At 63.5% G+C, this 26,684-nt stretch carries 23 protein-coding genes and 2 pseudogenes; 19 read left to right on the plus strand and 6 right to left on the minus strand.

Annotated features, from left to right (window positions below):
• Positions 1-2 precede the first annotated feature (2 nt).
• From rlmN to ACZK29_RS08915, 17 genes and pseudogenes are all read left to right on the plus strand, one after another.
• A complete protein-coding gene (gene rlmN, locus ACZK29_RS08835; RefSeq protein ID WP_005409296.1) occupies positions 3-1,208 on the plus strand; it encodes a dual-specificity RNA methyltransferase RlmN in 1,206 nt (401 codons plus the stop codon).
• Positions 1,195-1,980 (plus strand): tetratricopeptide repeat protein, encoded by a 786-nt coding sequence (locus ACZK29_RS08840; RefSeq protein ID WP_478446920.1) that lies wholly within the window; start codon positions 1,195-1,197, stop codon positions 1,978-1,980. Before rlmN ends, ACZK29_RS08840 begins: the two co-directional genes overlap by 14 nt.
• An 18-nt stretch (positions 1,981-1,998) precedes the next feature.
• Entirely contained in the window at positions 1,999-2,871 is an 873-nt protein-coding gene (locus ACZK29_RS08845) for a RodZ domain-containing protein (protein WP_478446921.1), read from the plus strand.
• Positions 2,872-2,936: 65 nt separating this feature from the next.
• Entirely contained in the window at positions 2,937-3,575 is a 639-nt protein-coding gene (locus ACZK29_RS08850) for a YfgM family protein (RefSeq protein ID WP_005409299.1), read from the plus strand.
• On the plus strand, positions 3,575-4,783 hold the full coding sequence (bamB, locus tag ACZK29_RS08855; RefSeq protein WP_478446922.1) for an outer membrane protein assembly factor BamB: 1,209 nt from the start codon (positions 3,575-3,577) through the stop codon (positions 4,781-4,783). Before ACZK29_RS08850 ends, bamB begins: the two co-directional genes overlap by 1 nt.
• Before the next feature lie 17 nt (positions 4,784-4,800).
• Positions 4,801-6,198, plus strand: a complete 1,398-nt coding sequence (gene der, locus ACZK29_RS08860) for a ribosome biogenesis GTPase Der (RefSeq protein ID WP_012479950.1) — start codon at positions 4,801-4,803, stop codon at positions 6,196-6,198.
• 252 nt (positions 6,199-6,450) lie between these two features.
• The gene (gene moeB / locus ACZK29_RS08865; RefSeq protein ID WP_478446923.1) at positions 6,451-7,587 is read left to right on the plus strand and encodes a molybdopterin-synthase adenylyltransferase MoeB; all 1,137 of its coding nucleotides are present in this window, start codon (positions 6,451-6,453) and stop codon (positions 7,585-7,587) included.
• A gap of 24 nt (positions 7,588-7,611) precedes the next feature.
• Positions 7,612-7,965 (plus strand): hypothetical protein, encoded by a 354-nt coding sequence (locus tag ACZK29_RS08870; protein ID WP_478446924.1) that lies wholly within the window; start codon positions 7,612-7,614, stop codon positions 7,963-7,965.
• Positions 7,956-9,785 (plus strand): monovalent cation:proton antiporter-2 (CPA2) family protein, encoded by a 1,830-nt coding sequence (locus ACZK29_RS08875; RefSeq protein ID WP_478446925.1) that lies wholly within the window; start codon positions 7,956-7,958, stop codon positions 9,783-9,785. The genes ACZK29_RS08870 and ACZK29_RS08875 overlap by 10 nt, the downstream gene beginning before the upstream one ends.
• 291 nt (positions 9,786-10,076) lie before the next feature.
• Positions 10,077-10,955, plus strand: a complete 879-nt coding sequence (folD, locus tag ACZK29_RS08880) for a bifunctional methylenetetrahydrofolate dehydrogenase/methenyltetrahydrofolate cyclohydrolase FolD (protein WP_049402332.1) — start codon at positions 10,077-10,079, stop codon at positions 10,953-10,955.
• 312 nt (positions 10,956-11,267) lie between these two features.
• Positions 11,268-12,725 carry an IMP dehydrogenase gene (gene guaB, locus ACZK29_RS08885; protein WP_005416248.1) on the plus strand — a complete coding sequence of 486 codons (1,458 nt, stop codon included), beginning with the start codon at positions 11,268-11,270 and terminating at the stop codon, positions 12,723-12,725.
• Positions 12,726-12,832: 107 nt separating this feature from the next.
• Positions 12,833-13,312 carry a hypothetical protein gene (locus ACZK29_RS08890; RefSeq protein WP_478446926.1) on the plus strand — a complete coding sequence of 160 codons (480 nt, stop codon included), beginning with the start codon at positions 12,833-12,835 and terminating at the stop codon, positions 13,310-13,312.
• Positions 13,309-14,874, plus strand: a complete 1,566-nt coding sequence (gene guaA / locus ACZK29_RS08895) for a glutamine-hydrolyzing GMP synthase (protein ID WP_478446927.1) — start codon at positions 13,309-13,311, stop codon at positions 14,872-14,874. Before ACZK29_RS08890 ends, guaA begins: the two co-directional genes overlap by 4 nt.
• Before the next feature lie 299 nt (positions 14,875-15,173).
• Positions 15,174-15,863 (plus strand): annotated as a pseudogene (locus ACZK29_RS08900) (tyrosine-type recombinase/integrase); the annotation flags it as partial.
• 380 nt (positions 15,864-16,243) lie between these two features.
• On the plus strand, positions 16,244-16,927 hold the full coding sequence (locus tag ACZK29_RS08905) for a hypothetical protein (RefSeq protein WP_478446928.1): 684 nt from the start codon (positions 16,244-16,246) through the stop codon (positions 16,925-16,927).
• 78 nt (positions 16,928-17,005) lie between these two features.
• Positions 17,006-17,555: pseudogene (locus tag ACZK29_RS08910) on the plus strand (aminoglycoside phosphotransferase family protein); the annotation flags it as partial.
• A 78-nt stretch (positions 17,556-17,633) separates the two neighbouring features.
• Positions 17,634-18,062 (plus strand): LysR substrate-binding domain-containing protein, encoded by a 429-nt coding sequence (locus ACZK29_RS08915; RefSeq protein ID WP_197608048.1) that lies wholly within the window; start codon positions 17,634-17,636, stop codon positions 18,060-18,062.
• 204 nt (positions 18,063-18,266) lie between these two features.
• Here ACZK29_RS08915 and ACZK29_RS08920 read toward each other — a convergent pair whose 3' ends face one another.
• Together ACZK29_RS08920 and ACZK29_RS08925 are read right to left on the minus strand one after the other, a co-directional pair.
• Positions 18,267-18,491 (minus strand): hypothetical protein, encoded by a 225-nt coding sequence (locus ACZK29_RS08920; RefSeq protein ID WP_111206129.1) that lies wholly within the window; start codon positions 18,489-18,491, stop codon positions 18,267-18,269.
• Positions 18,475-19,146 (minus strand): hypothetical protein, encoded by a 672-nt coding sequence (locus tag ACZK29_RS08925; RefSeq protein ID WP_181454189.1) that lies wholly within the window; start codon positions 19,144-19,146, stop codon positions 18,475-18,477. Before ACZK29_RS08925 ends, ACZK29_RS08920 begins: the two co-directional genes overlap by 17 nt.
• A gap of 801 nt (positions 19,147-19,947) precedes the next feature.
• Between ACZK29_RS08925 and ACZK29_RS08930 the strand changes: the two genes are divergently transcribed.
• Together ACZK29_RS08930 and ACZK29_RS08935 are read left to right on the plus strand one after the other, a co-directional pair.
• Complete coding sequence (locus tag ACZK29_RS08930) at positions 19,948-21,186, plus strand: TraB/TrbI/VirB10 family type IV secretion system protein (protein ID WP_111206835.1); 1,239 nt, start codon at positions 19,948-19,950, stop codon at positions 21,184-21,186.
• Complete coding sequence (locus tag ACZK29_RS08935; protein ID WP_478446929.1) at positions 21,183-21,401, plus strand: DUF2274 domain-containing protein; 219 nt, start codon at positions 21,183-21,185, stop codon at positions 21,399-21,401. The genes ACZK29_RS08930 and ACZK29_RS08935 overlap by 4 nt, the downstream gene beginning before the upstream one ends.
• Before the next feature lie 8 nt (positions 21,402-21,409).
• Here ACZK29_RS08935 and ACZK29_RS08940 read toward each other — a convergent pair whose 3' ends face one another.
• From ACZK29_RS08940 to ACZK29_RS08955, 4 genes are all read right to left on the minus strand, one after another.
• On the minus strand, positions 21,410-22,147 hold the full coding sequence (locus ACZK29_RS08940; protein WP_111206834.1) for a hypothetical protein: 738 nt from the start codon (positions 22,145-22,147) through the stop codon (positions 21,410-21,412).
• 261 nt (positions 22,148-22,408) lie between these two features.
• Complete coding sequence (locus ACZK29_RS08945; protein WP_111206832.1) at positions 22,409-24,292, minus strand: AAA family ATPase; 1,884 nt, start codon at positions 24,290-24,292, stop codon at positions 22,409-22,411.
• 53 nt (positions 24,293-24,345) lie between these two features.
• On the minus strand, positions 24,346-24,894 hold the full coding sequence (locus tag ACZK29_RS08950) for an ABC-three component system middle component 4 (protein WP_111206831.1): 549 nt from the start codon (positions 24,892-24,894) through the stop codon (positions 24,346-24,348).
• On the minus strand, positions 24,894-26,141 hold the full coding sequence (locus ACZK29_RS08955; protein WP_478446930.1) for a dsDNA nuclease domain-containing protein: 1,248 nt from the start codon (positions 26,139-26,141) through the stop codon (positions 24,894-24,896). Before ACZK29_RS08955 ends, ACZK29_RS08950 begins: the two co-directional genes overlap by 1 nt.
• Positions 26,142-26,684 lie beyond the last annotated feature (543 nt).

Consider the following 26,684-nt stretch of genomic DNA (forward strand, 5'->3'; position numbering starts at 1 on the left):
CCGTGAACGAGGTCGTACAGTCCCCCGCCATCCAGCCGCTGCCGAAGTCGGCACCCACGGCTGGCAAGCAGAACCTGCTCGACCTCGATCGCGCGGGCCTGGAGAAGTTCTTCGTCGAGGTTCTTGGCGAAAAGAAGTTCCGTGCCCACCAGGTGATGAAGTGGATCCACCATCGCTACGTCACCGATTTCGATGAAATGACCGACCTCGGCAAGGTCCTGCGCGCCAAGCTGCAGGCCCATGCCGAGGTACTGGTTCCGAACATCGTGTTCGACAAGCCCTCCGCCGACGGCACCCACAAGTGGCTGCTGGCGATGGGCGTGGATGGCAAGAACGCCATCGAGACCGTGTACATCCCGGACAAGACCCGCGGCACGCTGTGCGTGTCCTCGCAGGTCGGTTGCGGCCTGAACTGCACGTTCTGCTCCACCGCCACCCAGGGCTTCAACCGCAACCTGACCACCGCCGAGATCATCGGCCAGGTGTGGGTTGCCGCACGCCACCTGGGCAACGTGCCGCACCAGATGCGCCGCCTCACCAACGTGGTGATGATGGGCATGGGCGAGCCGCTGATGAATTTCGACAACGTCGTGCGCGCCATGAGCGTGATGCGCGACGATCTGGGCTACGGCCTGGCCAACAAGCGCGTGACCCTGTCGACCTCCGGCCTGGTGCCGCAGATCGACCGCCTGTCTGCCGAAAGCGACGTATCGCTGGCGGTGTCGCTGCATGCGCCGAACGACGCGCTGCGCGAGACGCTGGTGCCGCTCAACAAGAAGTACCCGATCGCCGAGCTGATGGCCTCGTGCGCACGCTACCTGCGCGCCAACAAGCGCCGCGAATCGGTCACCTTCGAATACACCCTGATGAAGGGCATCAACGACAAGCCCGAGCATGCCCGCGAACTGGCCCGCCTGATGCGCCAGTTCGACAACGCGGTGCAGGCCAAGGATTCGGGCAAGGTCAACCTGATCCCGTTCAACCCGTTCCCGGGCACCCGCTACGAGCGTTCGGAAGAGGCGCACATCCGCGCCTTCCAGAAGATCCTGCTCGACAGCAACGTGCTGACCATGGTCCGCCGCACCCGTGGCGACGACATCGATGCGGCATGTGGCCAGCTCAAGGGCCAGGTGATGGACCGCACCCGCCGCCAGGCGGAGTTCAACAAGACGCTGCAGGCGGGGAAGGGGAGCGATGCCGCGGCCTGACCGCCTCTGGCTGGTTCTGCTCGCAGGCACGCTGGCCCTCGCGGTCGGCGGCTGCAAATCCCATCCCAAGGCCAAGCTCGGCCCGAGCGAGGCGCCGGTCTACTCCGTCCGTGATCCGGAAGGGGTGCGGCAGCAGGTGCGCTGGCAGGAGTTGCTGACCCTGGCCGGCCGCGACATCCAGGGCGGTAATCTCGATGCTGCCGAGCGCAAGGCGCGCGTAGCCCAGAAGCTGGTGCCCACGGCCCCCGATGGCCTGGTCCTGCTTGCGGGCATCGACGAGCGTCGCGGTCGCAGCCAGCAGGCCGGCGAGAACTTCCGCAAGGCCGCCGAGCTGGCGCCGCAACGCGGCGACGTGCTCAACAACTATGGTGCGTGGCTCTGCCAGCAGGGTCAGACGGCCGAATCGCTGATCTGGTTCGATCGTGCCCAGCGGGCGCCGGGCAACCCCGCCGTAGCCGAAGCACAGGCCAATGCCGGCAGCTGTGCGCTGGATGCAGGCCAGTTCGAGCGTGCCGAGCGCGACCTGCGCGCGGCGCTGGCGACGCTGCCCGGCAACCCGGTCGCATTGGAGGCCATGGCCCAGCTCAGCTTCCGCCAGGGCCGCTACATGGAGGCCAGGGCCTTCGCCGAACGTAGGATTGCGGCTGCACCCGCAACGCGTTCCGTGTTACAACTTGCGTCTCAAATCGAAGCGCGGCTGGGGGATAGGGCGGCATCTGACCGCTATCTCCAGCGGATTCGACAGGAATTTCCGCAGGAAGCGGGCTCCTAACTCCAGGGTTGATGCATTGTGATTGATGACCAGACTGTGAGCGCTCTCGAGACTGCGGCCGGCTGCGGCACCCGCCTGCGCCAGGCCCGTGAAGCGGCCGGACTGACCCTTGAGGATGTCGGCTCGCGCCTGCGCATGCCGGTCCAGGTGGTCAAGTCGCTGGAAGAAGAGCAGTGGCAGAAGCTGGGCGCGCCCGTATTCGTGCGCGGCCAGCTGCGCAGTTACGCGCGCCTGCTTGATGTCGATGTGGGCCAGCTGCTCGAGCAGGCCCAGGTGGGGCCGGTGGTGCCGCCCACCCTGGTCAGCCATACCCATACCCCGCGTGCGCGCCGCATCGCCGAGAACCTCGGCCGGCGCGTGCTGTATGTCGGTATCACCGCCGTGCTGGCCGTGCCGGTGTGGTTCGCCACCCGCGGCCATTTCGATGGCAGCGCCACGCCGTCGCCGAACACCGCCTCGCTGGACGCGATCCCGGCCGCTGTGCCGGTGGCCCCGTCCGCTGCGGGGGTCGAACCGGCAACCCCGGTTGAAGTCGCGAGTGCCCCGGCCAGCAAGCCGGCCGCAACCCCGTACGTCGCTTCGCTGTCCCCGGTGCCGCGTTCGGCACCCGCTGCGCTCGCGGCCGCCAATACGCTGGAGATGCAGTTCAGCGGCGACAGCTGGGTCGATATCGGTGGTCCGGACGGCGCCACCGTCGAGAAGGCGCTGATCAAGTCCGGCGAGAGCCGCAGCTTCACGCCGGGCCAGGTGACCCGGGTGACTCTGGGGAACGCTTCGGCGGTCCAGGTTCAGCAGAACGGCGCTATCGTCGATCTGACCCCGTACCAGCGAGCCAACGTGGCACGCTTTCAGGTATCCTCTGAAGGCTCCGTAGTCCCGGTTTCGCACTGAGGCGCGGTTTCACCACCTTCGATTAATTCCAATGGTCCCTCCCGATGGGCGGGGCGAGAGTACGCATGGCGATCGACGATCTGCTCGACGAGCACGAACAAAGTGAACGCGTCCGCAGCTGGCTGCGGAAGAATGGCGCCAGCATCCTCGGTGGCGTAGCCATCGCGATCGGTGCCATTGCCGGCTGGCAGTGGTACCAGAAGGATCAGGGCGGCAAGCTGGCCTCGGCCAACGTGGAGTACCAGAAGGCGCTGGTCGGCCTTCAACAGAACAAGCTCGACGACGCTGCCAAGGCAGTGAAGGCGCTCGAAGCCGGCCCGTCCAGCATCTACGGCGACCTCGCGGCGCTGCAGCTGGCCAAGGCCCAGGTCGACGCCGGCAAGAACGAAGAAGCGCTGGCCACCCTGCGCGCCGTGAAGGTCGAAAGCGACCTGCAGCGCGTGGTCGACCAGCGTGTGGCCCGCCTGCTGGTGGCCACCGGCAAGAGCGACGAGGCAATCAAGCTGCTGGGCAGCGCCACCGACAGCAGCAGCCTGGAAATCCATGGCGATGCGCTGATGGCGCAGGGCAAGCGCGATGACGCCCGTGCACAGTACGAGAAGGCGCTGAAGTCGCTGGACGTGGCAGCGCCGCAGCGGCGCCTGCTGGAAACCAAGGTTATGGATGCCGGCGGCACGGTCGCCGCCCCTGCGGAGTCGGTTTGATGAGTCAGAAGGTCATGATCACCCGCGTCGCCACCGTGCTCCTGATGGGCATGGCCCTGACCGGCTGCAGCACCATGAAGGGCTGGTTCGCCGGCAAGGACGCGGCAGCGAAGAAGGCCCAGGAGCCGGCTGAGCTGGTCAAGTTCGAGCCGAGCGTGAAGGTCAACAAGGCCTGGTCGGTCAACCTCGGCAAGGGCGAGCGCCGCATCGGCGTGCGCCAGGGCCCGGCCGTGGCCAATGGCCATGTGTTCGCCGCGGCGATCACCGGTGGCGTGCACGCCATCGACCTGCAGACCGGCAAGAAGGTCTGGACCTGGGAGCCGCAGAAGGAAAAGAAGAAGCCGAAGCTGCGCCTGTCCGGCGGTCCGGGTGTTGGTGAGAACCTGGTCGTGATCGGCACGCTCGATGGCCAGGTCATCGCGCTGGACATCAATGACGGCAGCGAGAAGTGGCGCGCCCGTGTCCCGGGTGAAGTCATTGCCGCGCCGGCCGTGGCCCAGGGTCTGGTGTTCGTGCGCAGCAATGATGGCCGCGTCACGGCCTTCGATGCCGGCAACGGCACCCAGAAGTGGTTCAACCCGAGCGAACTGCCGGCGCTGACCGTGCGCGGCAACGCCCCGGTGGTCACCGGCCCGGGCGTGCTGTTCATCGGCAAGGACGAAGGCGCGGTTGCCGCGCTCGCCATGCAGGATGGGCGTACCCTGTGGGAGCAGAACCTCGGCAACGGCGAAGGCCGTACCGAGCTGGAGCGCATGGCCGACGTCGATGGCGCCCCGGTGCTGGAGGGCAACACCCTCTTCGTGAGCAGCTTCAAGAACCAGACCATGGCCATCGAAGGCCCGACCGGTCGCCCGCTGTGGGCGCGTGACCATGGCGGTGCAGGTGGTGTGGCGGTGTCGTCGGGCAATGTGTTCGTTACCGACAACAAGGGTGGCGTGTTCGGCCTGGACAAGGCGACCGGCGCTGCCATGTGGTCGCAGACCGAGCTGGCGCGTCGTTCGCTGACCGGCCCGGCGCTGCAGGGTGATTACGTGGTCGTCGGCGACTACAAGGGATACGTGCACTGGTTGAAGACCTCCGATGGTGCGATGGCGGCACGGGCGAAGAGCGGCGGTGACGCCCTGCTGGCCCAGCCGGTCGTCGTCGACGGGGTGCTGCTGGTGCAGAACGTGGATGGCAAGCTGACCGCCTTCCGGTTGGCAAATTAAAAATTGGAGTAATCGCGATGCTGCCTTTGGTCGCCCTGGTTGGACGGCCGAATGTCGGCAAGTCGACTATTTTCAATGCGCTTACGCGCACCCGCGACGCGCTGGTCCATGACCAGCCCGGCGTTACCCGTGACCGCAACTACGGCGTCTGCCGCCTCGACGAGGACAACCATTTCCTCGTCGTGGATACCGGTGGTATCGCCGGGGAAGACGAAGGCCTGGCGGGCGCCACCACGCGTCAGGCCCGGGCTGCCGCGGCCGAAGCCGATCTGATCCTGTTCGTCGTGGATGCCCGCGAGGGCACCTCGGCGCTGGACGACGAGATCCTGGCCTGGCTGCGCAAGCTGTCGCGTCCGACGCTGCTGCTGATCAACAAGATCGACGGCACCGACGAGGACAGCGTGCGTTCGGAGTTCGCCCGCTACGGTTTCGGCGAGATGCTGACCGTTTCGGCCGCGCATCGCCAGGGCCTGGACGATCTGCTGGATGAAGTGATCCAGCGCCTGCCGGAAGAGGGCAGCGGCGAAGAGCTGGACAACGATCCGAACCGCATCCGCATCGCCTTCGTCGGCCGCCCGAACGTGGGCAAGTCGACCCTGGTCAACCGCATCCTCGGCGAGGAGCGCATGATCGCCTCCGACGTGCCGGGCACCACCCGCGACTCGATCGCAGTGGACCTGGAGCGCGACGGCCGCGAGTACCGCCTGATCGACACCGCCGGCCTGCGCCGCCGTTCGCGCGTGGACGAGGTCGTCGAGAAGTTCTCGGTGGTCAAGACCATGCAGTCGATCGAGCAGTGCCAGGTGGCCGTGCTGATGCTCGACGCCACCGAAGGTGTGACCGACCAGGACGCCACCGTGCTCGGTGCCGTGCTCGACGCCGGCCGTGCACTGGTGATCGCCATCAACAAGTGGGATGGCCTGACCGAGTACCAGCGCGAGCAGGCCGAGACCATGCTGTCGCTGAAGCTGGGCTTCGTGCCGTGGGCCGAGTCGGTGCGCATCTCGGCCAAGCATGGCTCGGGCCTGCGTGAGCTGTTCCGTGCGGTGCACCGCGCGCACGAATCGGCGAACAAGACCTTCACCACCAGTGAAGTGAACAAGGCGCTGGAAGTGGCCTACGAGACCAACCCGCCGCCGACCATCCGCGGCCACGTCTCCAAGCTGCGCTACGTGCACCCGGCCGGCGCCAACCCGCCGACCTTCATCGTGCACGGCACGCGCCTGAAGGAGCTGCAGGAGTCGTACAAGCGCTACCTGGAGAACTTCTTCCGCAAGCGCTTCAAGCTGATCGGTACGCCGGTGAGCTTCATCTTCCGCGAGGGCACCAACCCGTACGAGGGCAAGAAGAACGTCCTCACCGAGCGGCAGGTCAAGGCCAAGCGGCGCTTGATGAAGCACGTCAAGGGCAAATGATTCACGGGAAGGCGGCCGCAGGGCCGCCTTTTTCGTTTGAACGCCGCGACGGGGTAACGGCGATGGCGTGACATTGATGGGGCAATGGCGGCGGGCTAACCGCGGCGGGGTGACCGCGACTGGGTAACGGCGACTGGGTAACGGCGGTGGGATAACCGCGACTGGGTAGAGTCGACTGTTAGTCGACTACCGCGCGAAGCGCGGGGTTTCGGCATTCCACGACACCCCCGACGGCCGCTCTACAATGGGTGCATGAGCATTCCCCAGCTTTCCCCGCAGCAGGCCCATGAACGCCTGGCCCACGGCGCGGTGCTGATCGATGTGCGTGAGGCGCACGAACGGGCCGGCGGGATGGCCGAGGGCGCGCGCGGCGTGGCCAAGCGCGAACTGCATGCCGACCCGGCCGCGCATCTGCCGCGGCACGACCAGGAGATCCTGCTGATCTGCCAGAGCGGCAAGCGCTCGGCCGATGCCGCGCAGTTCCTGCTGGAGGCCGGCTACACAAACGTCGCTTCCGTGACGGGCGGCACCGTGGCCTGGCGCGAGCAGTCGCTGCCGCTGGTGCAGCCGCTGGCCAGTGCTGCCGACCGCGACTTCTACGATCGCTATTCGCGCCACCTGCTGCTGCCGCAGGTGGGCGAGGCAGGGCAACGGCGGCTGCAGCAATCGCGCGTGCTGCTGCTGGGCGCGGGTGGGTTGGGCGCACCGGCCGGCTTCTATCTGGCCGCGGCCGGGGTGGGGCACCTGCGCTTTGCCGACCACGACCGCGTCGAGCGGAGCAACCTGCACCGGCAGATCGTGCATACCGAGGCCAGCGTCGGCCAGCTCAAGGTCGATTCCGCGCGTGAGCGGTTGCTGGCGCTGAACCCGTCGATCGAGGTCGAGGCCGTGCCTGAGCGGGTCACATCCGAGAACGTGGATGTGCTGCTGGACGGCGTGGACGTGGTGCTGGACGGCTCGGACAACTTCCCGCTGCGCTACCTGCTCAACGATGCCTGCATCAAGCACGCCACGCCGCTGGTGTATGCCGCCATCGAGCGCTTCGACGGCCAGGTAAGCGTGTTTGACGCCGGCCGCCAGCGTGGCGTGGCGCCGTGCTACCGCTGCCTGTTCCCCGAGCCGCCGCCGCCGGAGTTCGCGCCGAACTGTTCGGAGGCAGGGGTGCTGGGCGTGCTGCCTGGCCTGGCCGGCGTGCTGCAGGCCACCGAGGTGCTGAAGCTGCTGCTGGGCATCGGCGAGCCGCTGGTGGGGCGGCTGCTGCGCTTCGATGCGCTGGGCATGCGCTTCCGCGAGACCGGCATCCGGCCCGACCCGCAGTGCCCGGTGTGCGCGCCGGGCGTGCCGTTCCCGGGGTACATCGATTACGCCGCGTTCTGCCGGGGTGGGTGAGGCTGGGCGGGGATTCATCCACGCATGGCGTGGATCTACCGGGGCGCGGCGGCTGTGCGTCATCCACGCATGGCGTGGATCTACTGGGGCATGACGGCTGTGCGTCATCCACGCATGGCGTGGATCTACTGTAGAGCCGAGCCCATGCTCGGCTGCTTCTGGCCTCGGCACGAAGAGCAGCCGAGCGTGGGCTCGGCTCTACAGGTCATGGCGCCCACCGAAGCATGTGCAGGGTTTCAGGATGATGTCGGGGGTCACTCCCATCATCGTTCCACCTCCAAGACAATCCGGCGCAACATGCGTGCTATTGCCGTCATCGGCATTGCTCTATTGTTGAACCCGATTCTGGATCTTGGGGAAAACACCGCATGGCGGTAGAAGCAGCGACCAGCGAGCTGGTCAAGGTCGTCGCCCTGCTGGGCGCGGCGGTGGTGATGGTGCCTTTGTTCCGCCGGGCCGGCCTGGGCTCGGTGCTGGGCTACTTCGCCGCTGGCCTGGCGATCGGACCGTTCGGGCTGGGCTGGTTCTCCGACCCGCAGGCGATCCTGCATACCGCCGAACTCGGCGTGGTGATGTTCCTGTTCGTGATCGGCCTGGAAATGCGGCCGTCGCACCTGTGGAGCCTGCGCAAGGAAATCTTCGGGCTGGGCACGCTGCAGATCGTCACCTGTGCGCTGGTGCTGACCAGCATCGCCAAGCTGTTCGGCCTGCCGTGGCAGGTGGCCTTCATCGGCGCCACCGGCTTCGTGCTCACCTCCACCGCGGTGGTGATGCAGCTGCTGGCAGAGCGCGGTGACATCGCGCTGCCGTCGGGGCAGAAGATCGTTTCGATCCTGCTGTTCGAAGACCTGCTGATCGTGCCGTTGCTGGCGCTGGTGGCGTGGATGGGCCCGAGCGCGGGCAGCGCCGATGGCGAAGGCTCGCGCTGGCTGTCGGTGGCGATCGGCGTGGGTGCCATCATCGGCCTGGTGCTGGTCGGCCGCTTCCTGCTCAACCCGTTGTTCCGCGTGCTGGCCGAATCGAAGGCGCGCGAGGTAATGACCGCCGCCGCGCTGCTGGTGGTGCTGGGTGCGGCGCTGCTGATGCAGCTGTCCGGCCTGTCGATGGCGATGGGCGCGTTCCTGGCCGGTGTGCTGCTGAGCGAATCCACCTTCCGCCACCAGATCGAAGCGGACATCGAACCGTTCCGCGGCATCCTGCTCGGCCTGTTCTTCCTCAGCGTGGGCATGGCGCTGGACCTGGGCGTGGTGGCCGGCAACTGGCAGCTGATCCTGGGCCTGGTGCTGGCGCTGATGGCGGCCAAGGCGCTGTGCATCTACGTGGTCGCGCGCATCATGGGCAGTGATCACGCACAGGCGCTGGATCGCGGTGTGCTGATGGCGCAGGGCGGCGAGTTCGCCTTCGTACTGTTCTCCGCCGCGGCATCGGCCGGCGTGATCAACCTGGAGATCAATGCCAACTTCACCGCGGTGGTGGTGCTGTCGATGGCACTGACCCCGCTGGTGGTGCTGCTCTACAAGCGCGTGGCACCTAAGCCGACGGTGAACATGGACGGCGTGGACGAGGCCGAGGGCCTGTCCGGCAGCGTGCTGCTGATCGGCTTCGGCCGCTTCGGCCAGGTCGCCAGCCAGTCGCTGCTGGCGCGCGACGTGGACGTGACCATCATCGACAACGATGTGGAGATGATCCAGAGCGCGGCACGCTTCGGTTTCAAGATCTATTACGGCGATGGCACGCGACTGGATGTGCTGCATGCTTCCGGCGCGGCCACCGCACGTGCGATTGCCGTGTGCGTGGACAAGGCCGAGGCGGCTGATCGCATTGTTGAGCTGGTGGCGCACGAGTTCCCGCAGGCCAAACTGATGGTGCGCTCGTTCGACCGCGAGCATTCGCTGCGGCTGATCCATGCCGGTGTCGATTTCCAGATCCGCGAGACGTTCGAGTCGGCGGTGCTGTTCGGCCAGGCCGCGCTGGTGGAGCTGGGTGCGGACGAAGACGATGCGGTGGAGATTGCCGAGCAGATCCGTCGCCGCGATGCCGAGCGTTTCGAGCTGGAGATTGCCGGTGGTGGTCTGAATGCCGGCGCGCGGATGATCTACGGCAACAGCCCGCAGGGCGTACCGACGCCGACGCCGTTCACCGCGCCGAAGCGCGAGAGCAAGACGCTGAACCCGCAGGATGTGCCGGAAGAGGAATGACCTGTGTTGCCCGACGGGCAACCGGGCCGGGCTAATTCAGCGGGCGGGCACAATCGGGGGGATGGGTGAACGGAACCGGGCGGGTAAAGGGAACCGGGTAGAGTCGACTGTTAGTCGACTATCGCGCGCAGCGCGGGGATTTTGATCATCTGAACGAAGAGCAGTCGACTAACAGTCGACTCTACCGACAGCGGTTCCCAACGCCAGCAGTTCCCGATCGGTGGCGCGGCGGTGGGCGAGGGGGCCTGAATCGGGGACAATAGCGTCCCCGCCGCCCCACGCCTGCCCCCGATGACCGATTCCGCCCCCCAGCATCCTGCCCGCATCCTTGATGGCCGCCGCATCGCCGAGGACCTGCTCGACAGCCTGAAGGTGCGCGTCGACGCCCGCGTGGCCGCCGGTGGCAGCCGTCCGGGCCTGGCCGTGGTGCTCGTCGGTGGCGACCCGGCCTCGACCGTGTATGTGCGCAACAAGCGCCGTGCCGCCGAGAAGGTCGGCATCGAGGCGCATGACTACGACCTGCCGGCCGGCACCACCGAAGCCGAGCTGCTCGACCTGATCGACCAGCTCAACGCCGATCCGAAGATCAACGGCATCCTGATCCAGCTGCCGTTGCCGGGCATCCCCGACGCGCGCCGGCTGATCCAGCGCATTGACCCGCGCAAGGACGTGGACGGCTTCCACCCGGAAAACGTCGGCCACCTGGCCCTGCGCGAGTTCGGCCTGCGCCCGTGCACCCCGCGCGGCATCACCACGCTGCTGGGCCACACCGACCAGCCGGTGCGTGGCCGCAACGCCACCATCGTGGGCGTCAGCAACCACGTCGGCCGCCCGATGGGCCTGGAGCTGCTGATTGCCGGCTGCACCGTCACCAGCTGCCACAAGTTCACCCCCAAGGACGTGCTGGAACAGGCCGTGCGCAACGCCGACATCCTGGTGGTGGCGGTGGGCCGCCCGGGCATCGTGCCGGGCGAGTGGGTGAAGCCGGGCGCGGTGGTGATCGACGTGGGCATCAACCGCTTGGATGACGGTCGCCTGGTGGGCGATGTCGGGTTTGAGGCCGCTGCCCAGCGGGCGAGCTGGATTACCCCGGTACCGGGTGGCGTGGGCCCGATGACCGTGGCCACGTTGATGCAGAACACCCTGGAAGCGGCGGAAGCGCTGAGCTGACCTGCCGTTGGTGGGTGCCAACCAAGGTTGGCACCTAGCAGGGACGGGTCAGCTCCCCCTGAATGAATCACCGCCCCGCGCGACGCTGCGGCACCGCTTGGTGGTACCGGGCCTCGGGCCCCCTGTAGAGCCGAGCCTATGCTCGGCTCATCGCGGTCTGGCGGGAAGCGCAGCCGAGCATGGGCTCGGCTCTACAGGTGAGCGGGTGCGACACTGTGTCGCGCGAAGTTCCAATTCTGGCTACCAAAAATGCTGTTCTTGGCTCCTGAAAAGGGGTAAAATGTCGCGCTTCCCCACATCTCGGGTATGCCGATGCTGCGCATCCAGGCTGAAGCACTCACTTACGACGACGTCTCGCTCGTCCCCGCCCACTCGACCATCCTGCCCAAGGACGTCAACCTCGAAACGCGGTTGACCCGAGACCTGAAGCTCAAGCTTCCGATCCTGTCCGCCGCCATGGATACCGTCACCGAAGCCCGCCTGGCCATCGCCATGGCCCAGCTCGGCGGCATGGGCATCATCCACAAGAATCTCAGCCTGGAACAGCAGGCCGCGGAAGTGGCCAAGGTCAAGAAGTTCGAGGCCGGTGTCATCCGCGACCCGATCACCGTCGGCCCGGAAACCACCATCCGCGACGTGCTGGCCCTGACCCAGGCGCACAACATCTCCGGCGTGCCGGTGGTGGGCAGCGACGGCCAGCTGGCCGGCATCGTGACCCACCGCGACATGCGCTTCGAGACCGAGCTGGACGATCCGGTCCGCCACATCATGACCAAGAAGGATCGCCTGATCACGGTCAAGGAAGGCGCCGCCTCCGACGAAGTGCTGCAGCTGCTGCACCGCAACCGCATCGAGAAGGTGCTGGTGGTCAACGACTCGTTCGAACTGCGTGGCCTGATCACCGTCAAGGACATCCAGAAGAACACCGACTTCCCGAATGCTGCCAAGGATCTGTCGACCCGCCTGCTGGTCGGCGCTGCCGTCGGCGTGGGTGGCGATACCGATCGCCGCGTGGAAGCGCTGGTCGCCGCCGGCGTGGACGTGATCGTGGTCGATACCGCGCACGGCCACTCGCAGGGCGTGCTGGACCGCGTCAGCTGGGTCAAGAAGAACTTCCCGAACGTGCAGGTCATCGGTGGCAACATCTGCACCGGCGAAGCTGCGCTGGCGCTGCTGGACAGCGGCGCGGACGCAGTGAAGGTCGGCATCGGCCCGGGCTCGATCTGCACCACCCGCGTTGTTGCCGGCGTCGGCGTGCCGCAGGTCACCGCCATTGACCTGGTGGCCGAAGCCTTGCAGGACCGCATCCCGCTGATCGCCGACGGTGGCATCCGCTACTCGGGCGACATCGGCAAGGCGCTGGCCGCCGGTGCCTCGACCATCATGGTCGGCGGCCTGCTGGCCGGTACCGAGGAATCACCCGGCGAGACCGAGCTGTACCAGGGCCGTTCGTACAAGAGCTACCGCGGCATGGGTTCGCTGGCTGCCATGGAAAAGGGGTCGAAGGACCGCTACTTCCAGGACGCCGCCACCGCCGACAAGTTGGTGCCGGAAGGCATCGAAGGCCGCGTGCCGTACCGCGGCCCGGTGGGCGGCATCATCCACCAGCTGATGGGCGGCCTGCGCGCCACCATGGGCTACGTGGGCTGCGCCACCATCGAAGACATGCGCAGCAAGCCCAAGTTCGTGAAGATCAGCGGCGCCGGCCAGCGTGAGAGCCACGTCCACGACGTGACCATCACCAAAGAGCCGCCGAACTACCGCGCCTGATGCGCTTGCGAACTGCTCTTGCGATTACGGGCAGCCTGCTGATGGCAGGCTGTTCGTTGTCCGAACCGCCGCCGCGCTCCGGGTCTCCGGGCGCGGCGGTTTCGCAAGTGAAGGACGTACAGGCGTGCCAGAACGCGTTCTCGCTGCCGAAGGGCTGGCAGGTGCAGGCCGCTGGCGCGCAGCGCTGGCTGCTGAAAGGCACCGGCGAGCGCCCGCTGCAGGTCACGCTGCGGTGCGTTACCGATCTGGGTGACAGGCTTGAAGATCCTGTGGTCACCGCCGAGCTGGGGCCACTGGAGCCGAAGCGGATGAGCGTGCAGTCCGCGTTCTGGGGCAACGCCGTGGATTCCGGTTACCCGATGCACACGCTGCAACGGCGCATCGTGCCTGGCACCGAAGTGCAGGAAATCGCCGAGCTGCCGCGCGCCGACCGCGCCAACCCCAACGCACCGCATGGCCTGCTGATGCTGCGCTGGGACGAGGAAGACCCCTCACATATTCAACAACGCGAGGCATTCATCGCCACGCTGACGCAGAGCCTTGAAGCGCCGGGCGCTGCGAAAAACACCACTGGAACGGCACCATGACCAATATCCATAACGACAAGATCCTCATCCTCGATTTCGGCGCGCAGTACACGCAGCTGATCGCCCGCCGCATCCGCGAGCTGGGCGTCTACTGCGAAATCTGGGCGTGGGACCACAACCCGGCCGAGATCGCCGGCTTTGGCGCCAAGGGCATCATCCTGTCCGGTGGCCCGGAATCGACCACGCTGCCGGGCGCTCCGGCCGCGCCGCAGGAAGTGTTCGACAGCGGCCTGCCGATCTTCGGCATCTGCTACGGCATGCAGACCCTGGCCGCGCAGCTGGGCGGTGCCACCGAAGCGGCGGATCAGCGCGAGTTCGGCCACGCCGAAGTGAACGTGGTCAACCCGAATGCGCTGTTCAAGGGCCTGAGCGACCACGGCGGCGAGCCGAAGCTGAATGTCTGGATGAGCCACGGCGACCACGTCTCCGTTGCGCCGCCGGGCTTCACCATCACCGCCACCACCGACCGCATTCCGGTGGCCGCCATGGCCAACGAAGAAAAGCGCTGGTACGGCGTGCAGTTCCACCCGGAAGTGACCCACACCCTGCAGGGCCAGGCGCTGCTGCGCCGCTTCGTGGTGGACGTGTGCGGCTGCCAGACCCTGTGGACCGCCGCCAACATCATCGACGACCAGATCGCCCGCGTGCGCGAACAGGTGGGCGATGACGAAGTGATCCTGGGCCTGTCCGGCGGCGTTGATTCGTCCGTGGTGGCGGCGCTGCTGCACAAGGCCATCGGCGAAAAGCTGACCTGCGTGTTCGTGGATACCGGCCTGCTGCGCTGGCAGGAAGGCGACCAGGTGATGGCGATGTTCGCCGAGCACATGGGCGTGAAGGTGGTGCGCGTGAATGCCGCCGACCGTTACTTCGCCGCGCTGGAAGGCGTGAGCGACCCGGAAGCCAAGCGCAAGATCATCGGCAACCTGTTCGTTGAGATCTTCGACGAAGAGTCGAACAAGCTGAGCAACGCCAAGTGGCTGGCGCAGGGCACCATCTACCCGGACGTGATCGAGTCGGCCGGCAGCAAGACCGGCAAGGCGCATGTGATCAAGAGCCACCACAACGTGGGCGGCCTGCCGGAGCACATGAAGCTGGGCCTGGTGGAGCCGCTGCGCGAACTGTTCAAGGACGAAGTGCGCCGCCTGGGTGTTGAGCTGGGCCTGCCGCGCACCATGGTCTACCGCCACCCGTTCCCGGGCCCGGGCCTGGGCGTGCGTATCCTGGGCGAAGTGAAGCGTGAGTACGCCGAGCTGCTGGCCAAGGCCGATGCCATCTTCATTGATGAGCTGCGCAAGGCCGACCTGTACGACAAGACCAGCCAGGCCTTTGCCGTGTTCCTGCCGGTGAAGTCGGTGGGCGTGGTGGGCGATGCGCGGGCTTATGAGTGGGTGATTGCGCTGAGGGCGGTTGAGACGATCGACTTCATGACCGCGCATTGGGCGCATCTGCCGTATGAGTTCCTGGGTACGGTTAGCAGCCGGATCATCAATGAGTTGCGGGGGGTGTCGCGGGTTGTCTATGACATCTCGGGGAAGCCGCCGGCTACTATTGAGTGGGAGTGAATTTAGGTCTTTCGAGGACTATCGCCAGCTATCGAAAAACTGCCGTAACGCGTTGAAACTGAAGTAAATTCGTTGCGGCACTTATTGGTGACTATCGCTGAGCAGCAGAAAAGATTGGCGGTAGAGCTGACGGTAAAAATCGCGGCCAGATTAAGACACTCTCATTCACTACTCAGACTTTTACCGTCTTTGACGGTAAAAGTCTTCTCGGGAATGCTTGTTTTATGGGGCTTTCCGGGCATCAACAGGTCTCCTGACCCCTGACGGTAAAAGCCGTCACCAACAGGAGGAAAACCTCGATGCTTACCGACATCGCGCTGCGTAATTTGAAGCCTAACTCATTGACTTATAAGGCTTCTGGTCGGGGCGGGATGTACGTGACGGTATCGCCCACCGGTACCGTCACCTTCCGCTACGACTACCGTCTCAACGGCCGCCGCGAGACCCTGACCATTGGCCGCTACGGGCCGGCGGGCATTTCGCTGGCGATGGCCCGCGAAAAGCTGATCGACGCCAAAAAGGCCGTCGATCAGGGCAAGTCCGCCGCGCTGGAGAAGCAGCGCGAAAAGCGCCGCCTGACCGCCGCCAAGACCTTTGGCGACGTGACCGAGAAGTGGTTGGCTGGCGCTCGGATGGCCGACAGCACCAAGGCGATGCGTAAGAGCATCGTCGATCGGGACGTCCTGCCGGCCTTCCAGAACCGGCAGCTCAACGAAATTACCGCCGATGACCTGCGCGCCCTCTGCAACAAGGTGAAGGCGCGCGGTGCGCCCGCCACGGCGGTGCACGTCCGCGACATCGTGAAGCAGGTCTATGCCTTCGCCATCCTGCACGGTGAGAAGGTGGACAACCCGGCTTAGGGTGTCAGTGCCGCGTCGATTGCGACCTTCGTGCCGAAGGATCGCGCCTTGTCGCCTCTGGAGATCCGGCTGATGGCGCGGCAGATGGAATCGGCATGGGTTCGAACGGGCACATTGATCCGAGTCGCGGATCCTTCCGCCGTGAATGCATGGATCTATGCCAACGTCGGCAATGGAGACTCCTTGTCGTACGATCTGGCTCCATTCCATTCGGCGTATGGAAACGGACTTCAGGTAATAGCCGGTCAAGCCAAGCAGGAGGGCGTGACCAAAGCGAGTTACTATCTTGAATTTGAAGGGCGCGACTGTGTCAAACATCCGTCGCCGCACTTGTGCATGGAAATGTAGTACCTGTTAAGTTGTTGGAGCGGGGGCATCAGCCCCCGCTTTCATGCGGGGATAGGATGCATAGAATCGCACTCTTCTTAGTCGGGGTTGGCGCCATGGGCCTTTCAGGCTGCGCGACCACTGTACTCCCGAAAGGGCTTGCCTCCGCCGGATACACTGAAGTGGTTTCCGTCCCCCTAGGCCCTTTCCGCTACTTCCATACGGCGTCCATGCTTCCTGGGAAAAACGCCGTAGGCACCACCTACTTCGTCCGCTGCGCGAACACGGAGCGGGCCATCAACCTACAGATCGCGGATGGGCTTGCAATTGACGCCGAAGAGGCCTGCACGCGTGTCGATGCGGCGGCTGCCTTGTCCGAATCATGGATACCGGCAGCATCAAACCGCTATCGGATCCTCCTTGCACAAGAAGGCACGGCAGCAGGCGTGCGGACAAGATCGCTCGGTCGCTTTGCCACGGGAAGGACGCTTGCACTCGCGTCAGCCGTCTACGGCGATCCGCATCAGACCTTCGCGAATCTGGTTGACCTGGTGGCGCACGAGGGCCTTCATGCATTGGGCCACGCTACAAGGCATCCTCGAGCGCTCGACGAAAGAAGCGCTTACTACGCGGGTCTATGCGCGCAGCTTCAGATCAACGGCCTCATCACCGAGGAGGGCTTGCCGGGTGTCCCTCTCGCGTCCGGTGACCGGGCGGTACGCTACTCCTCGCAGGCGGCCTATCGCGTGCGACTGGAAACCTACCCGTTGCTGGCGGGCGAAGGCATTCGGCTCGGGGCTCCATCCGGAGAGTCGATGCTGCAACGGTGCCAGGAGGTCAGACGCGAGATGCATCGGCTTCAGTAAGGGCGCGTCGATCGACACGCCGACAGCAAACGGACGCCGTCCGTTGCACAGAACTCTGTGAGAAGGCGAACGCAGAGCATGACAGCTGACAAGGATTTCACTCCCTACATCGACCGGTGGGCGCTGCTGCCCAACGGTGATCCGATCATCACGCGTTCAAGTCGACTTCTCCCGGTTCTTCACGATCGCAAGCCGGCCATGTTGAAGATCGCGATCGAGCGAGAGGAAAAATGGGGCGCTGGCCTTATGATCTGGTGGGCCGGGATCGGTGCTGCTCGCGTTCTTAAGCGCGAGGGCGATGCAATCCTTCTTGAACGGGCGACAGGCGCTCGCTCACTGGGTGAGATGGCGAAACACGGGAAGGACGACGAAGCGAGCCGCATCCTCTGCGAAACCGTGGCAACACTTCACGCACCACGCGAGGCAGCGCCTCCGACCCTTATCCCGCTGTCTGACTGGTTTTCAGGCGCTGATCGCCGGACGCGAAGGCGAAATACTCGCCCGTTGTGCCGACACCGCGCGGAGGCTTCTTGCCGATCCGGGCGACGTGGTCCCGCTGCACGGTGACATACACCACGGGAACATTCTCGATTTCGGAGACAGAGGTTGGCTCGCCATCGATCCGAAACGGTTGAAGGGCGAACGGGGATTCGATTACGCCAACCTCTTCTGCAATCCGGATCATCCGATCTTGGGGGAGCACCGCATGGCGCTGTGCGCTTCGCCGGCGTTCCTGGCGCAGCAAGCCCTGCCGGAGAGCCTCGAGGCGCTACAGGCGTTGGACGCCGTGGCGTACAGCCGGCATGGGCGAGGAGCGGAGTGGAAGGTGGTGGTCGACGGCCGGACGCATGCGCTCCGGCCGAAGGCGCGGATGCTGCTGGACGACATGCAGGGGGTGCTGGTTGCGGCCGTCGCAGGGCTAGGTGTGGCGTGGTTGCCGTACTGGCTGGTGCGCGATGCGCTGATGGATGGGCAGTTGCAGGAGGTGTTTCCGGCGGCGTCCAGTCCGGTCTATCCGATCCACGCGGTCTGGCAGCGCATGCCGCACCTGCCGTTGAAGACGCGCGTCACCGTGGACGCGCTGCTGCAACAGCTGCCCGGGCGTTTGCAGGACGTGGAGGGGCCGCGGGCCTGAGTCTTCCTCTTCCCATGCGGGCTGTGTCTCCGCCAGGATTGCCGGACCGCTCGCGTCGACGAGGCTGGGCGTGGCACGGTCGTGGCGATGCGCGTCCCGGCCCGATCGACGAGTCCGCCGCGCACTGGCGCGCTCGCGACGCGGCGTCCGAATGGCGTGCTCCCTGGAGCGTCTTGCGGACCGGCGCCGTGGGCGGCGGGATGCTCAGCTGAACAGCTCCGCCAGCCAGGCGCCTATCGGCAGGCGCGATGCGCCGAAGACGCCGGATAGGGCAAGGACGAGCGTGGTCAGGACGATGCGAATGTCACGCGAGATCAGGGCGTGCAGGCGTGCCCGGTCATCCTTGAAGGCACAGTAGGGCGCCTCCCCGGATCGCGGGACTCGCGCCTGGCTCCTGCGCGGCGTCGGCGGTTCATGGGTGTTGGCCATGATCCGTCTCCGCCACTTGGCTCTTGGCCGGGTTCTTGCCCTTGGCGCGCTTTGGCTTCTTGCCTGGGGTGACCGGCGTGTCTGGCGATTCGTCGGCCTGCTCGGCGGCGTCCAGTTCCGCCATGCGCTGCTGGTATTCGTGAATGTCGCGCTTGGCGCCAATCTCGGTCAGCCGGTCCTCGAAGCGGTCCGCCAGGCCGGCCTGCAGGGCGTTCTTCTCATCCAGCTGCGCAAGGACCACATTGGGATTGAGCAGCAGCACATAGTGGAACTCGCCGCTGGTGCCCTTCTTGGTCCGAATGAAGCCCAACTCGCGCAGACGCTTCATGCGCCGGCGCCACGTGTCGGTGGCGCGCTCGCCGGTGTAGCCCGCTTCTGCCGCGAACATGGCCGGCGACTCGATGACGATGAGCGGATGGTCGGGTGCGCGCGCCCAGAGGCAGAACAGGGTATGCCCGGCCGCGTTGCCCTTCGATTGCATGTCGATCGCCTGCATGGCGATGGGAAGCGTGCGGGGAATGGTGGAGTAGCCGTCGTTGGTCTTTCGGTTCCACAGCGGTTCGCGGATGTAATCCGGGAAATGCTTCGCCATTTGCTCCGCCGCGCGTTCGGCCATCTTGGGGCGCGGGAGCCGGATTTTGGTCTTCGTCGTCATCGCTGTGTACGGGTAGGGGCCTGGGAACTATTACAGGCCACCGATGCCCGGATTGCCAGCCGTGAGTAGACGCAAGTCAGACTGTACTGGGGCAATGATCTCTCCCCATAACAAGCATTAGGCCGCGAGATGTGCTGCGTCGAAACCCGGTCCAGTTCGCACTATTCCGCAGGCTTGATGGCGCAAACACCTTTCTTTTCAATTGGTTGGGGCAGTTTGGTGGTGCTCGCGGTACTCCAGTGCTCGAGGTGCTCGGCGTGCTCCCGGCTCCCGTGCCGGGGAGGATTGGCAGGGAGGGGGGGTGAGCGGGCGGCCTCCGGGGAGGAAAAAGGGCCTCCGGAATGCCTTTGCGGGCGCCGATCCAGGACCACCCGTGCGCTTGGTCGGTGGCGGGCTGCGCTCCAACAGGTGCCCTCGCTCGCGGGTGGAATGCGAGCGGCTGGGTTGTGGCCGCGGTCCCGCCCAAGGCGCACGACCGGTCGACGTGGCTGCGGTCGAGCCGCCCCAACGATCAGAAGGCCGGTGGCTCTTTCGGTGGTGTGTAGGGCACCTTGCCGTCGCCGAGGAAGATCTTGGTGTTGGCAGCCCCGACTCGATTGCAGAGAACGTCGCCCACGTGGGGACGATCCGTCCTGCACTTGTCGCGCAGATGCCTCAATCGGACACCGGCATGGACAGCGGACCCGCATCGTCGCTCGGCGGGGCGTGATTCTGGCTGCAGGCGGGTTCGACCACAACATGCGGATGCGAGCGGACTACCAGTCGCCCTCGCTGAACCGACGGCACGCGAGGGAAGGGGCCATGAGCCTGTCGGACAAGGTCAGCGCCGAGACCTTGGCGCTGCGGGCGAAGCCACGTACCGTTACGCGCCTGAACCGCCGAACGCTGGTCTTCCTCGTGGGCGGCCTGTCGGCCGCAGTCCTGGCAGCGACGTTGTGGGCTTTGCAGCCCCATCGGCGCATCGTCGAACATCTGACCGAGCTGTACAACGTCGAGCGAGTGTCCAAATCCGAAGGACTCGACACCCTGCCTTCGGACTATTCGAAGCTGCCGACGAAAGTGCCGGAGCTGGGTCCGCCGCTGCCCGGTGACTTGGGGTCCGCCATCGTAGCTTCGCAGCAGCCGGTAGTGCCCACCTATGCGCCGCCAGGTCAGGATCCGGAAGACACCTTGCGCAGAGAATCCGAGGCCGCGGCCGCCTCGTCGGTGTTCTTTCATGCCGGCAAGCAGGGCCAGACTGCAGCAGCGGCGTCCGGGGAGGGCGCGGCGATCCCGTCCTTGTCGACCTCCGTCTTCGACCCGATGGCGGCCGGCCCGCTGTCGACCTCCGCACAACCGGTCGATCCGAGCGTTGTGCAGAACCAGCACGACCAGGAAGCGGCCTTCCTGAAGTCCGGGTCTACGGAAACTCGCAACAGCGGTGACCTGCGCATGCCTGTCTCACCGTACCAGGTGATGGCCGGCACGGCGATCTCCGCAGCGCTGATAACGGGCATCCAGTCCGATCTGCCGGGCGATGTGATCGGAACGATGACCGAGCCGGTCTACGACACCGCCACTGGCAAATTCCTGCTGATCCCGCAGGGATCACGTCTCCTTGGCCGCTATAACAGCCAGGTCAGCTACGGACAAAGCCGCGTACAGGTGGTCTGGAATCGGGTCATCCTTCCCGACACCTCCTCGCTCGCCCTGGACGGACTCGTGGGAACCGGCCCTGCGGGCTACGCCGGGCTCGAAGACGGCGTTGACCGCCATTGGGGACGCATTCTGTCGACCGCGGCGCTGACGACCGTCCTCGGCGTCGGCGCCGAGCTGGCAGCTCCCGAGAACCGCCAGGACGGCAATCGGGTCGTGCTCGCCGGCAGGAACAGCGCACAGGACAGCATCAACCAGCTCGGGCAGGAGATGACCCGGCGCAACATGAACGTGCAGCCAACCCTGACCGCGCGGCCAGGCTTGCCGGTGCGCATCATCGTTGCCCGCGATCTGGTGTTGCGTCCTTATCAGCCGCTATTTCTCAATCGGGGAGCGATGCGATGAGCGCCACCAAGAAGTTGCGCCTTGGGCCGTTGCCCAAGCTCGAATCCACGCGGGTGACCTTTGTCTGCCCCGGTGGCCTGAGGGCGGATATTGATCGGTATGCCGCGCTCCACGCGCAGACCTATGGAGAGCCGGTGGACGCTGTGGTCCTGATTCCGCTGATGCTCGAGGCGTTCATGGCGAGGGACCGGGGATTTAGGCGCCGGAATCTGTAGACGTCCCTTCAGCGGTCAGGATCGTTGCGGCCGTTTCTGAGAATCTCCAGCGCTGCCTGAAGGTGTCGCTCTTCTGGCCCCAAAGCGGAGAGCGACGAGAACACCGCCTTTGTTTGGTGCCAATAGATGGCGTGACTGATTGCGGGGCGCAGCGCGTCGAGTTCTTGGCTCGTCAGAGATGCAGCAAACGCGCGAAGCCGAATCTCCGCTTTCTCTCGCCGTATGTGACACTCGCGACACAAGGCGCGCAAGGCACTAAGTGGATATTCCCAAGGCTCAAAGCCTTCTCGCATAGTCGCGTAGTAGCAGTGGTGGGCATCCAAGGGCTTCGTGGCTCCGCAATCCTGACATTGATGTCCTGCGCGAGCTTTTACAGCCGCTGCCTTCTTGCGCCATCTTTCATCTTGCAGCTTGGACGAATAGCTGCCTGAGAGGCGAGAGTAGTCATACCCTTCGATAGGGTAGAAGCCCATGCTCCAAGAATGCCCAAGCTCATACCCGAAGCCGAACGAATCAATCAGGTCGTCGAATTCTTCGGTGTCCCCCCCGGAGTTCAACATGGTATGAAGTGTGCTGCCATCGAAAGCCAAGACTAGGAGTGAGTCGTCACCATAGGACTCGCCTCGCGATCGCCAGGTTTCGATGTCGACGAAGAACGCGTCTCCTAGTATTTCCTCTTTAATCATCCATTCGGTGAGAGCGGCGCGCATGCGCTCCAGGTTTCTGCCCATTGAGGTGAAATGCATCTTCTGCTCCAAAGGGAAGGGGCGGAGTTGGGTAGCGGCTGAGCATCTCATTGCGTCGGAGCAGGACATCCCGAGATTGTCGGCCGTCTGAGGATCTATATTGCCAACACCTGCCTTTTCCGGGGGGTGACATGTAGATTCGAGTTGCGTGAGGATAGGTAGGGTGGCTGGGAGACCCGATCGACATGGCCGACCAACGGGGGGCTGGCAAGACCAGGGGGGAGATCGCAGCGTGGGGCAACAAACGTCCCCACGGCACCCCTACGGTCCCTCGTAGTAAGGGATCAGACTCGGAGCACCCTCAACTCCGGCCATCCCCCTTTGCAGAAAGTTTGGAAGATATTCCTCAGGCTCCACTACGTCGGAGTCGATGAGCAGGAACTGGATAGCCTTGTCGCCGGCGCCAGACGCAAGACGATAGATTTCTCGATACAGCGATTTGACCAAGTCGGGATTCATGTCTTCGCTGATGTTCTTGGTAGGGCTGTCGATGATCAAGACATTCGGCACAGGCAAATTGCGGTCCCTAGCTGTTTCGTGGACAGCCAATGCGTAGCAAACATTGAAGAGCGTCTTCTTGCCACCACTCCCTGCTTCCCAGAAAGTCCATTCCTGATCATCGTGCAGGATAACGGGGCGCCATGAGCGCGGATCGACAATGACTTCATCTTCTTCGGAAACCCCTGGAAAGCCGACGGACAACATGACTGCCTTGAAATTAATGGCAATGGCGGCTGCATTCTCATCGGCATTCTGCAAGTGCTTACCCTCCAGTTCGATGGCCGCCCTCAGACGGTCGATCTTACCCTGAAGTTGGGCCGCCTGATCTTCTAGCTCGCTGATTGATTCCGGCATCTTTCTGAGCTTCTCGAGTGAACGGATGCGCTCAGTCAACGTCGCATTCTCACGGTCCAGAGAGCGAACGCTCTCGATGAAGGCGGAGTCGTAGTGGGAGAGCTCTTGCTGCAAAACGCGGTCAAGGTCGATCTTCTCGGCTCTGAGTATATTGAAATTTCGAATTGATTGCGCCAGTGCTCGCTCTCGTCGTTGAATGGAGTCGTTGAGCTGATCGATGCGATCATTCAACTCGCGGCGAGCAGCTTCAAGTTCCAAGCTATCCATAGGGCCGTTAAGCTCTGTCTCCGAGCAGCACAGCCTGCATTTGCCCGTTTCGACCTGCCGCAGAGAGATATCGGTTGAGCAATCGGGACAGCGCATGTAGCTGACGCCGTCAAGGAGCTTGCCTGCTTGCTCCGTACGGTCGGCCTTTACTTTGGCTGTGATCAGCTCGGCCCGTAACGCGCGCTGCTCAGAAATGGCAATTTCGGTTTCCTTGATCGCTGCGCCAAGATCAGAAAGCTCCTCGCTCATTTCCCGCAACTTCGTGCGCTTGGGATCTGTCGGATGGATAATTTCTAGACGCTCGCGCTCCAGCTTGCTCCTGCGGCTCTCGCTCTCGGAAAGCTCCCGTCTGGCATTCTCGATGCGGCTTTCGACGTCGAGCTCGGAGCCCAACTCGAACCGATCCATGAACTCACGGATCTGATGTGCGGCCTCGCGCTTTCCCTTCTGCTGGTCGATCGCGCGGTACAGCTCCGTTTCTAGTTCGCTAAGTCGTTCGGAATGAAGCCCCGTAAAGAAACGCATGGCATCCTGGCTCTTGCGACTTCGGAACGGATCCTCCATTCTGAAGAATGACGAGTCCAAATGGGTCTGATCAAGGTAGCAGTACCACCAAATGTCGCGGAAGCTGAGCCGGATCATCGGAGAGTCCGGGTCTCGCATTCGCTTACGCACCTTAATGGGAGTTACGCCGCACAGATGGAATAGCAAGTCGCTAAGATTGTACACGCTGTCCCCAAGGATGGGCGTGGCGGCATCGGCCTCGAGCGGGGCATTTATCGACTCGATCTCATTGTCGCCAACTGACCAGGAGACACGTACGTACTGAGTGTCTGTTGCTGACCGCTCAAACGTGCATGTGTGGACATCAAAATCCGCGAACAATTGTGCTGAGACAAATTCCTTCTGGACGGCTGGTGTGCGCTCCAGCTCCCCGCCGAGGCAGTAGTCGATGAGACGTGCAACGGTTGATTTCCCAGTTCCCACCGGGCCATACAAGAACGTTACGGATGGCGAGAACATCACAACTTCCGTTGTGTGGCGAGTTGTCACGATCAGTCTTTTAAGTCGAATCTTCACGTGGGGATGGCCTTGTTTGAACGAAGCGAAACGATTTCTGGGAAAGTCTGATAGATGAAGCGCATCAGGTTAGTGCCTGTCAAATCGAAGTTTCGCTTCAGTAGTGCTGACCTTCGCGCGTAGGGCTCGAACAAGGGGTCCTCCGCAAGCTGGCGTGCGATCTCCCGACCGTTCTTGGTCAGTAGTATCACTACCTTTCTGCCTTCGATAGACACCGCAACAAGATTTTTGGCTATCAGAATGTTCAGGAATTCGCGGTAACGATGGTCCCAAGGCCCAAATCGGTATCGAACCATCTCGGATTCCACGCTCTGCCGCTCGTGATCTTCCAACTGAACCTCTCTCGTGCTCTTCCCCTTTGCCTGAAGTGCCCTGTCGAGCATCACCGGGTAGCGCAGGAGAAAGTCCAGCTTGGCGAGCTTCGTCAGTCCCTCTATCGAACCTTCATCATCTTCTTTAGAAAAGGCATTTAACAATAAGAGGATTCTTGCTAAATGCAATCCCGGGGCAGCGTCAAGGGCGGCGACTGCTTTAACGATGTCCATCAATCATCTTCCCAAGGCCTGTCAATGCTCCACTGCACCTTGCACTGAGAGGTGAGTGAATAGGTGAATCCCTCAAGGTGCTCAATGCTGCAATCGAACAGTTGTTCGCCTTGCGCTTTACGCTTCTGGAAGCGCTCTAGCAGATCTTTCTGCATGGTGGGTCCAAATGGATCACCATGGCTCTTGGTATTTTCGAAGGCCCGTGCAGCGTCGGTAAGAGCGATTGATCGGATATGGTCGTATCGCTCAAGTCCTTTGTCGCGACCTAGCTTCTTCGTCCACGTAATTCCGAGGTAATCGGCTTTATCCCGTAAGTTCTCCGCCGAACTCCGGGAGACAGCCGAGAATCCGCCCGCATCAAGCTTCTTGAACATCAAGTCGGTGCTGCCCTGTCCAGGCTCGATCCACTTTGAGGGCTCGCCAGACAATGGGGCAGGGGCGTTTATTCCATCGTCGAGAATAGCCAATAGGCGATCAACGGTAATGCGCTTGCCATTGATGCGTGATAGGACTTTGACTTCTTGTGCTTCATTTGAAATTATATAAGCGGGAAGCAGTTGCTCATGATCAAGGGATGATGCTCTCGCGCACTCATCGATTAAGGAATGAGCGGCACGTGAGACAGATGTGTGTACACAATCAGAAGCTGTCGGCCAACACTCAACCAAGGTTTGGATAAGGCGCATGTGTGAGTCCGTCAGCTTGGGTAGCTTATCTGTCGCCGAGCACTTCTTTAGCGCTTGAAATGCCACGGATTCCGTAACTTTTGCGTCGCGCGCGATGCGCTTGAGCCATGTGCTTGCGTTGGATGGGAGATCCGAAAGCGCTTGCGCTTTGGCAATCGTCGCGATGATGTATCCGAGTGACTGGGCGTTCTTCGCCACGTAGAGGGGATGGTTGGTGAGGAATCGGTAGGCACAAAAATGATCGGGGTATTGATCTTCCATTTGGGCAAAGCGCGCAAATGCGCCCATTACTTGCGGGTCGCTCGCTTTCCAGATGGGCTGATTCGATTCTCGAGTCTTTACCTGCTCGCCGGTGAAGGTGTTATTGCGATGCTTGATTAAGATATCTTCATGATGCTCGCAGAAAACCTCAACGACATCTTGTGTTTCATCCAAGAGCATGCAGCAGTCTATTGCTGCCCAAGTGTACTGAAACCTGTATCGCCGCGCCGTTTCATCGCCCGGATCATGAGATGCAAGAACTTGATCCGGCGCGGGATTTGCAGAATCCTTTGTCGACATGTTTCCCCCTATTTGTCGTTACAGGGCCATTGCTTCCAAGCATGCATGCGTGCGAAGTGAGTGCCCCCTGCCTGCCGGCGGGGGCTTTCACATCCCCAATGGCACTCATTTCATCGTTAAATTGCCAAATTGGCAAGTTGCTGATGGATTCGCATAAGCGCTCTGAGTAGCCGCACTGTGAGCGCTGGTTGTCGGGGCACTCTGCAGGCAGTTTCGTCTGACGCTCGAAGACCTCGGGCCATGACTTTGGCGAAGACTTCGGGCGCGACCGTCAGGAGCAGTCGGAAAGTATTGGGATGTGTCTTTCGATATAGAGGTAGTCGCAGTAGCGGTCCGTCCTCCAGGCGGGCCGTCCAGACCATTAGCCACCGGTCGGCAGCGTGTGGTTGGACTGTAGGGTGGCGACGTCAAGCAAGTTGGTTTCGCTCGCTAGGTTAGGAAAAGATGTACAGTCTTAACGTTCTTTCGAAATGGCAGCAGGCGCACCAGTAGTTCCTTGGCGAATCAAGCAGTTGACGTGTCTATTCTGGGCTCTTGGGGGGG

The organism is Stenotrophomonas sp. 89682_Sma, from assembly GCF_056481405.1.

What these genes read in the sequence shown, in the direction of transcription:
- ACZK29_RS08930 (WP_111206835.1), top strand. Translation starts at nt 19,948, where the DNA reads ATGAGCCTGTCGGACAAGGTCAGCGCCGAGACCTTGGCGCTGCGGGCG.
- ACZK29_RS08915 (WP_197608048.1), top strand. Translation starts at nt 17,634, where the DNA reads ATGGCGCTGTGCGCTTCGCCGGCGTTCCTGGCGCAGCAAGCCCTGCCG.
- ACZK29_RS08955 (WP_478446930.1), bottom strand. Translation starts at nt 26,141, where the DNA reads ATGTCGACAAAGGATTCTGCAAATCCCGCGCCGGATCAAGTTCTTGCA.
- guaB (WP_005416248.1), top strand. Translation starts at nt 11,268, where the DNA reads ATGCTGCGCATCCAGGCTGAAGCACTCACTTACGACGACGTCTCGCTC.
- ACZK29_RS08870 (WP_478446924.1), top strand. Translation starts at nt 7,612, where the DNA reads ATGGCGTGGATCTACCGGGGCGCGGCGGCTGTGCGTCATCCACGCATG.
- ACZK29_RS08920 (WP_111206129.1), bottom strand. Translation starts at nt 18,491, where the DNA reads ATGGCCAACACCCATGAACCGCCGACGCCGCGCAGGAGCCAGGCGCGA.
- ACZK29_RS08925 (WP_181454189.1), bottom strand. Translation starts at nt 19,146, where the DNA reads ATGACGACGAAGACCAAAATCCGGCTCCCGCGCCCCAAGATGGCCGAA.
- folD (WP_049402332.1), top strand. Translation starts at nt 10,077, where the DNA reads ATGACCGATTCCGCCCCCCAGCATCCTGCCCGCATCCTTGATGGCCGC.
- moeB (WP_478446923.1), top strand. Translation starts at nt 6,451, where the DNA reads ATGAGCATTCCCCAGCTTTCCCCGCAGCAGGCCCATGAACGCCTGGCC.
- ACZK29_RS08945 (WP_111206832.1), bottom strand. Translation starts at nt 24,292, where the DNA reads ATGTTCTCGCCATCCGTAACGTTCTTGTATGGCCCGGTGGGAACTGGG.
- ACZK29_RS08950 (WP_111206831.1), bottom strand. Translation starts at nt 24,894, where the DNA reads ATGGACATCGTTAAAGCAGTCGCCGCCCTTGACGCTGCCCCGGGATTG.
- ACZK29_RS08850 (WP_005409299.1), top strand. Translation starts at nt 2,937, where the DNA reads ATGGCGATCGACGATCTGCTCGACGAGCACGAACAAAGTGAACGCGTC.
- ACZK29_RS08840 (WP_478446920.1), top strand. Translation starts at nt 1,195, where the DNA reads ATGCCGCGGCCTGACCGCCTCTGGCTGGTTCTGCTCGCAGGCACGCTG.
- guaA (WP_478446927.1), top strand. Translation starts at nt 13,309, where the DNA reads ATGACCAATATCCATAACGACAAGATCCTCATCCTCGATTTCGGCGCG.
- ACZK29_RS08940 (WP_111206834.1), bottom strand. Translation starts at nt 22,147, where the DNA reads ATGCATTTCACCTCAATGGGCAGAAACCTGGAGCGCATGCGCGCCGCT.
- ACZK29_RS08935 (WP_478446929.1), top strand. Translation starts at nt 21,183, where the DNA reads ATGAGCGCCACCAAGAAGTTGCGCCTTGGGCCGTTGCCCAAGCTCGAA.
- bamB (WP_478446922.1), top strand. Translation starts at nt 3,575, where the DNA reads ATGAGTCAGAAGGTCATGATCACCCGCGTCGCCACCGTGCTCCTGATG.
- ACZK29_RS08875 (WP_478446925.1), top strand. Translation starts at nt 7,956, where the DNA reads ATGGCGGTAGAAGCAGCGACCAGCGAGCTGGTCAAGGTCGTCGCCCTG.
- der (WP_012479950.1), top strand. Translation starts at nt 4,801, where the DNA reads ATGCTGCCTTTGGTCGCCCTGGTTGGACGGCCGAATGTCGGCAAGTCG.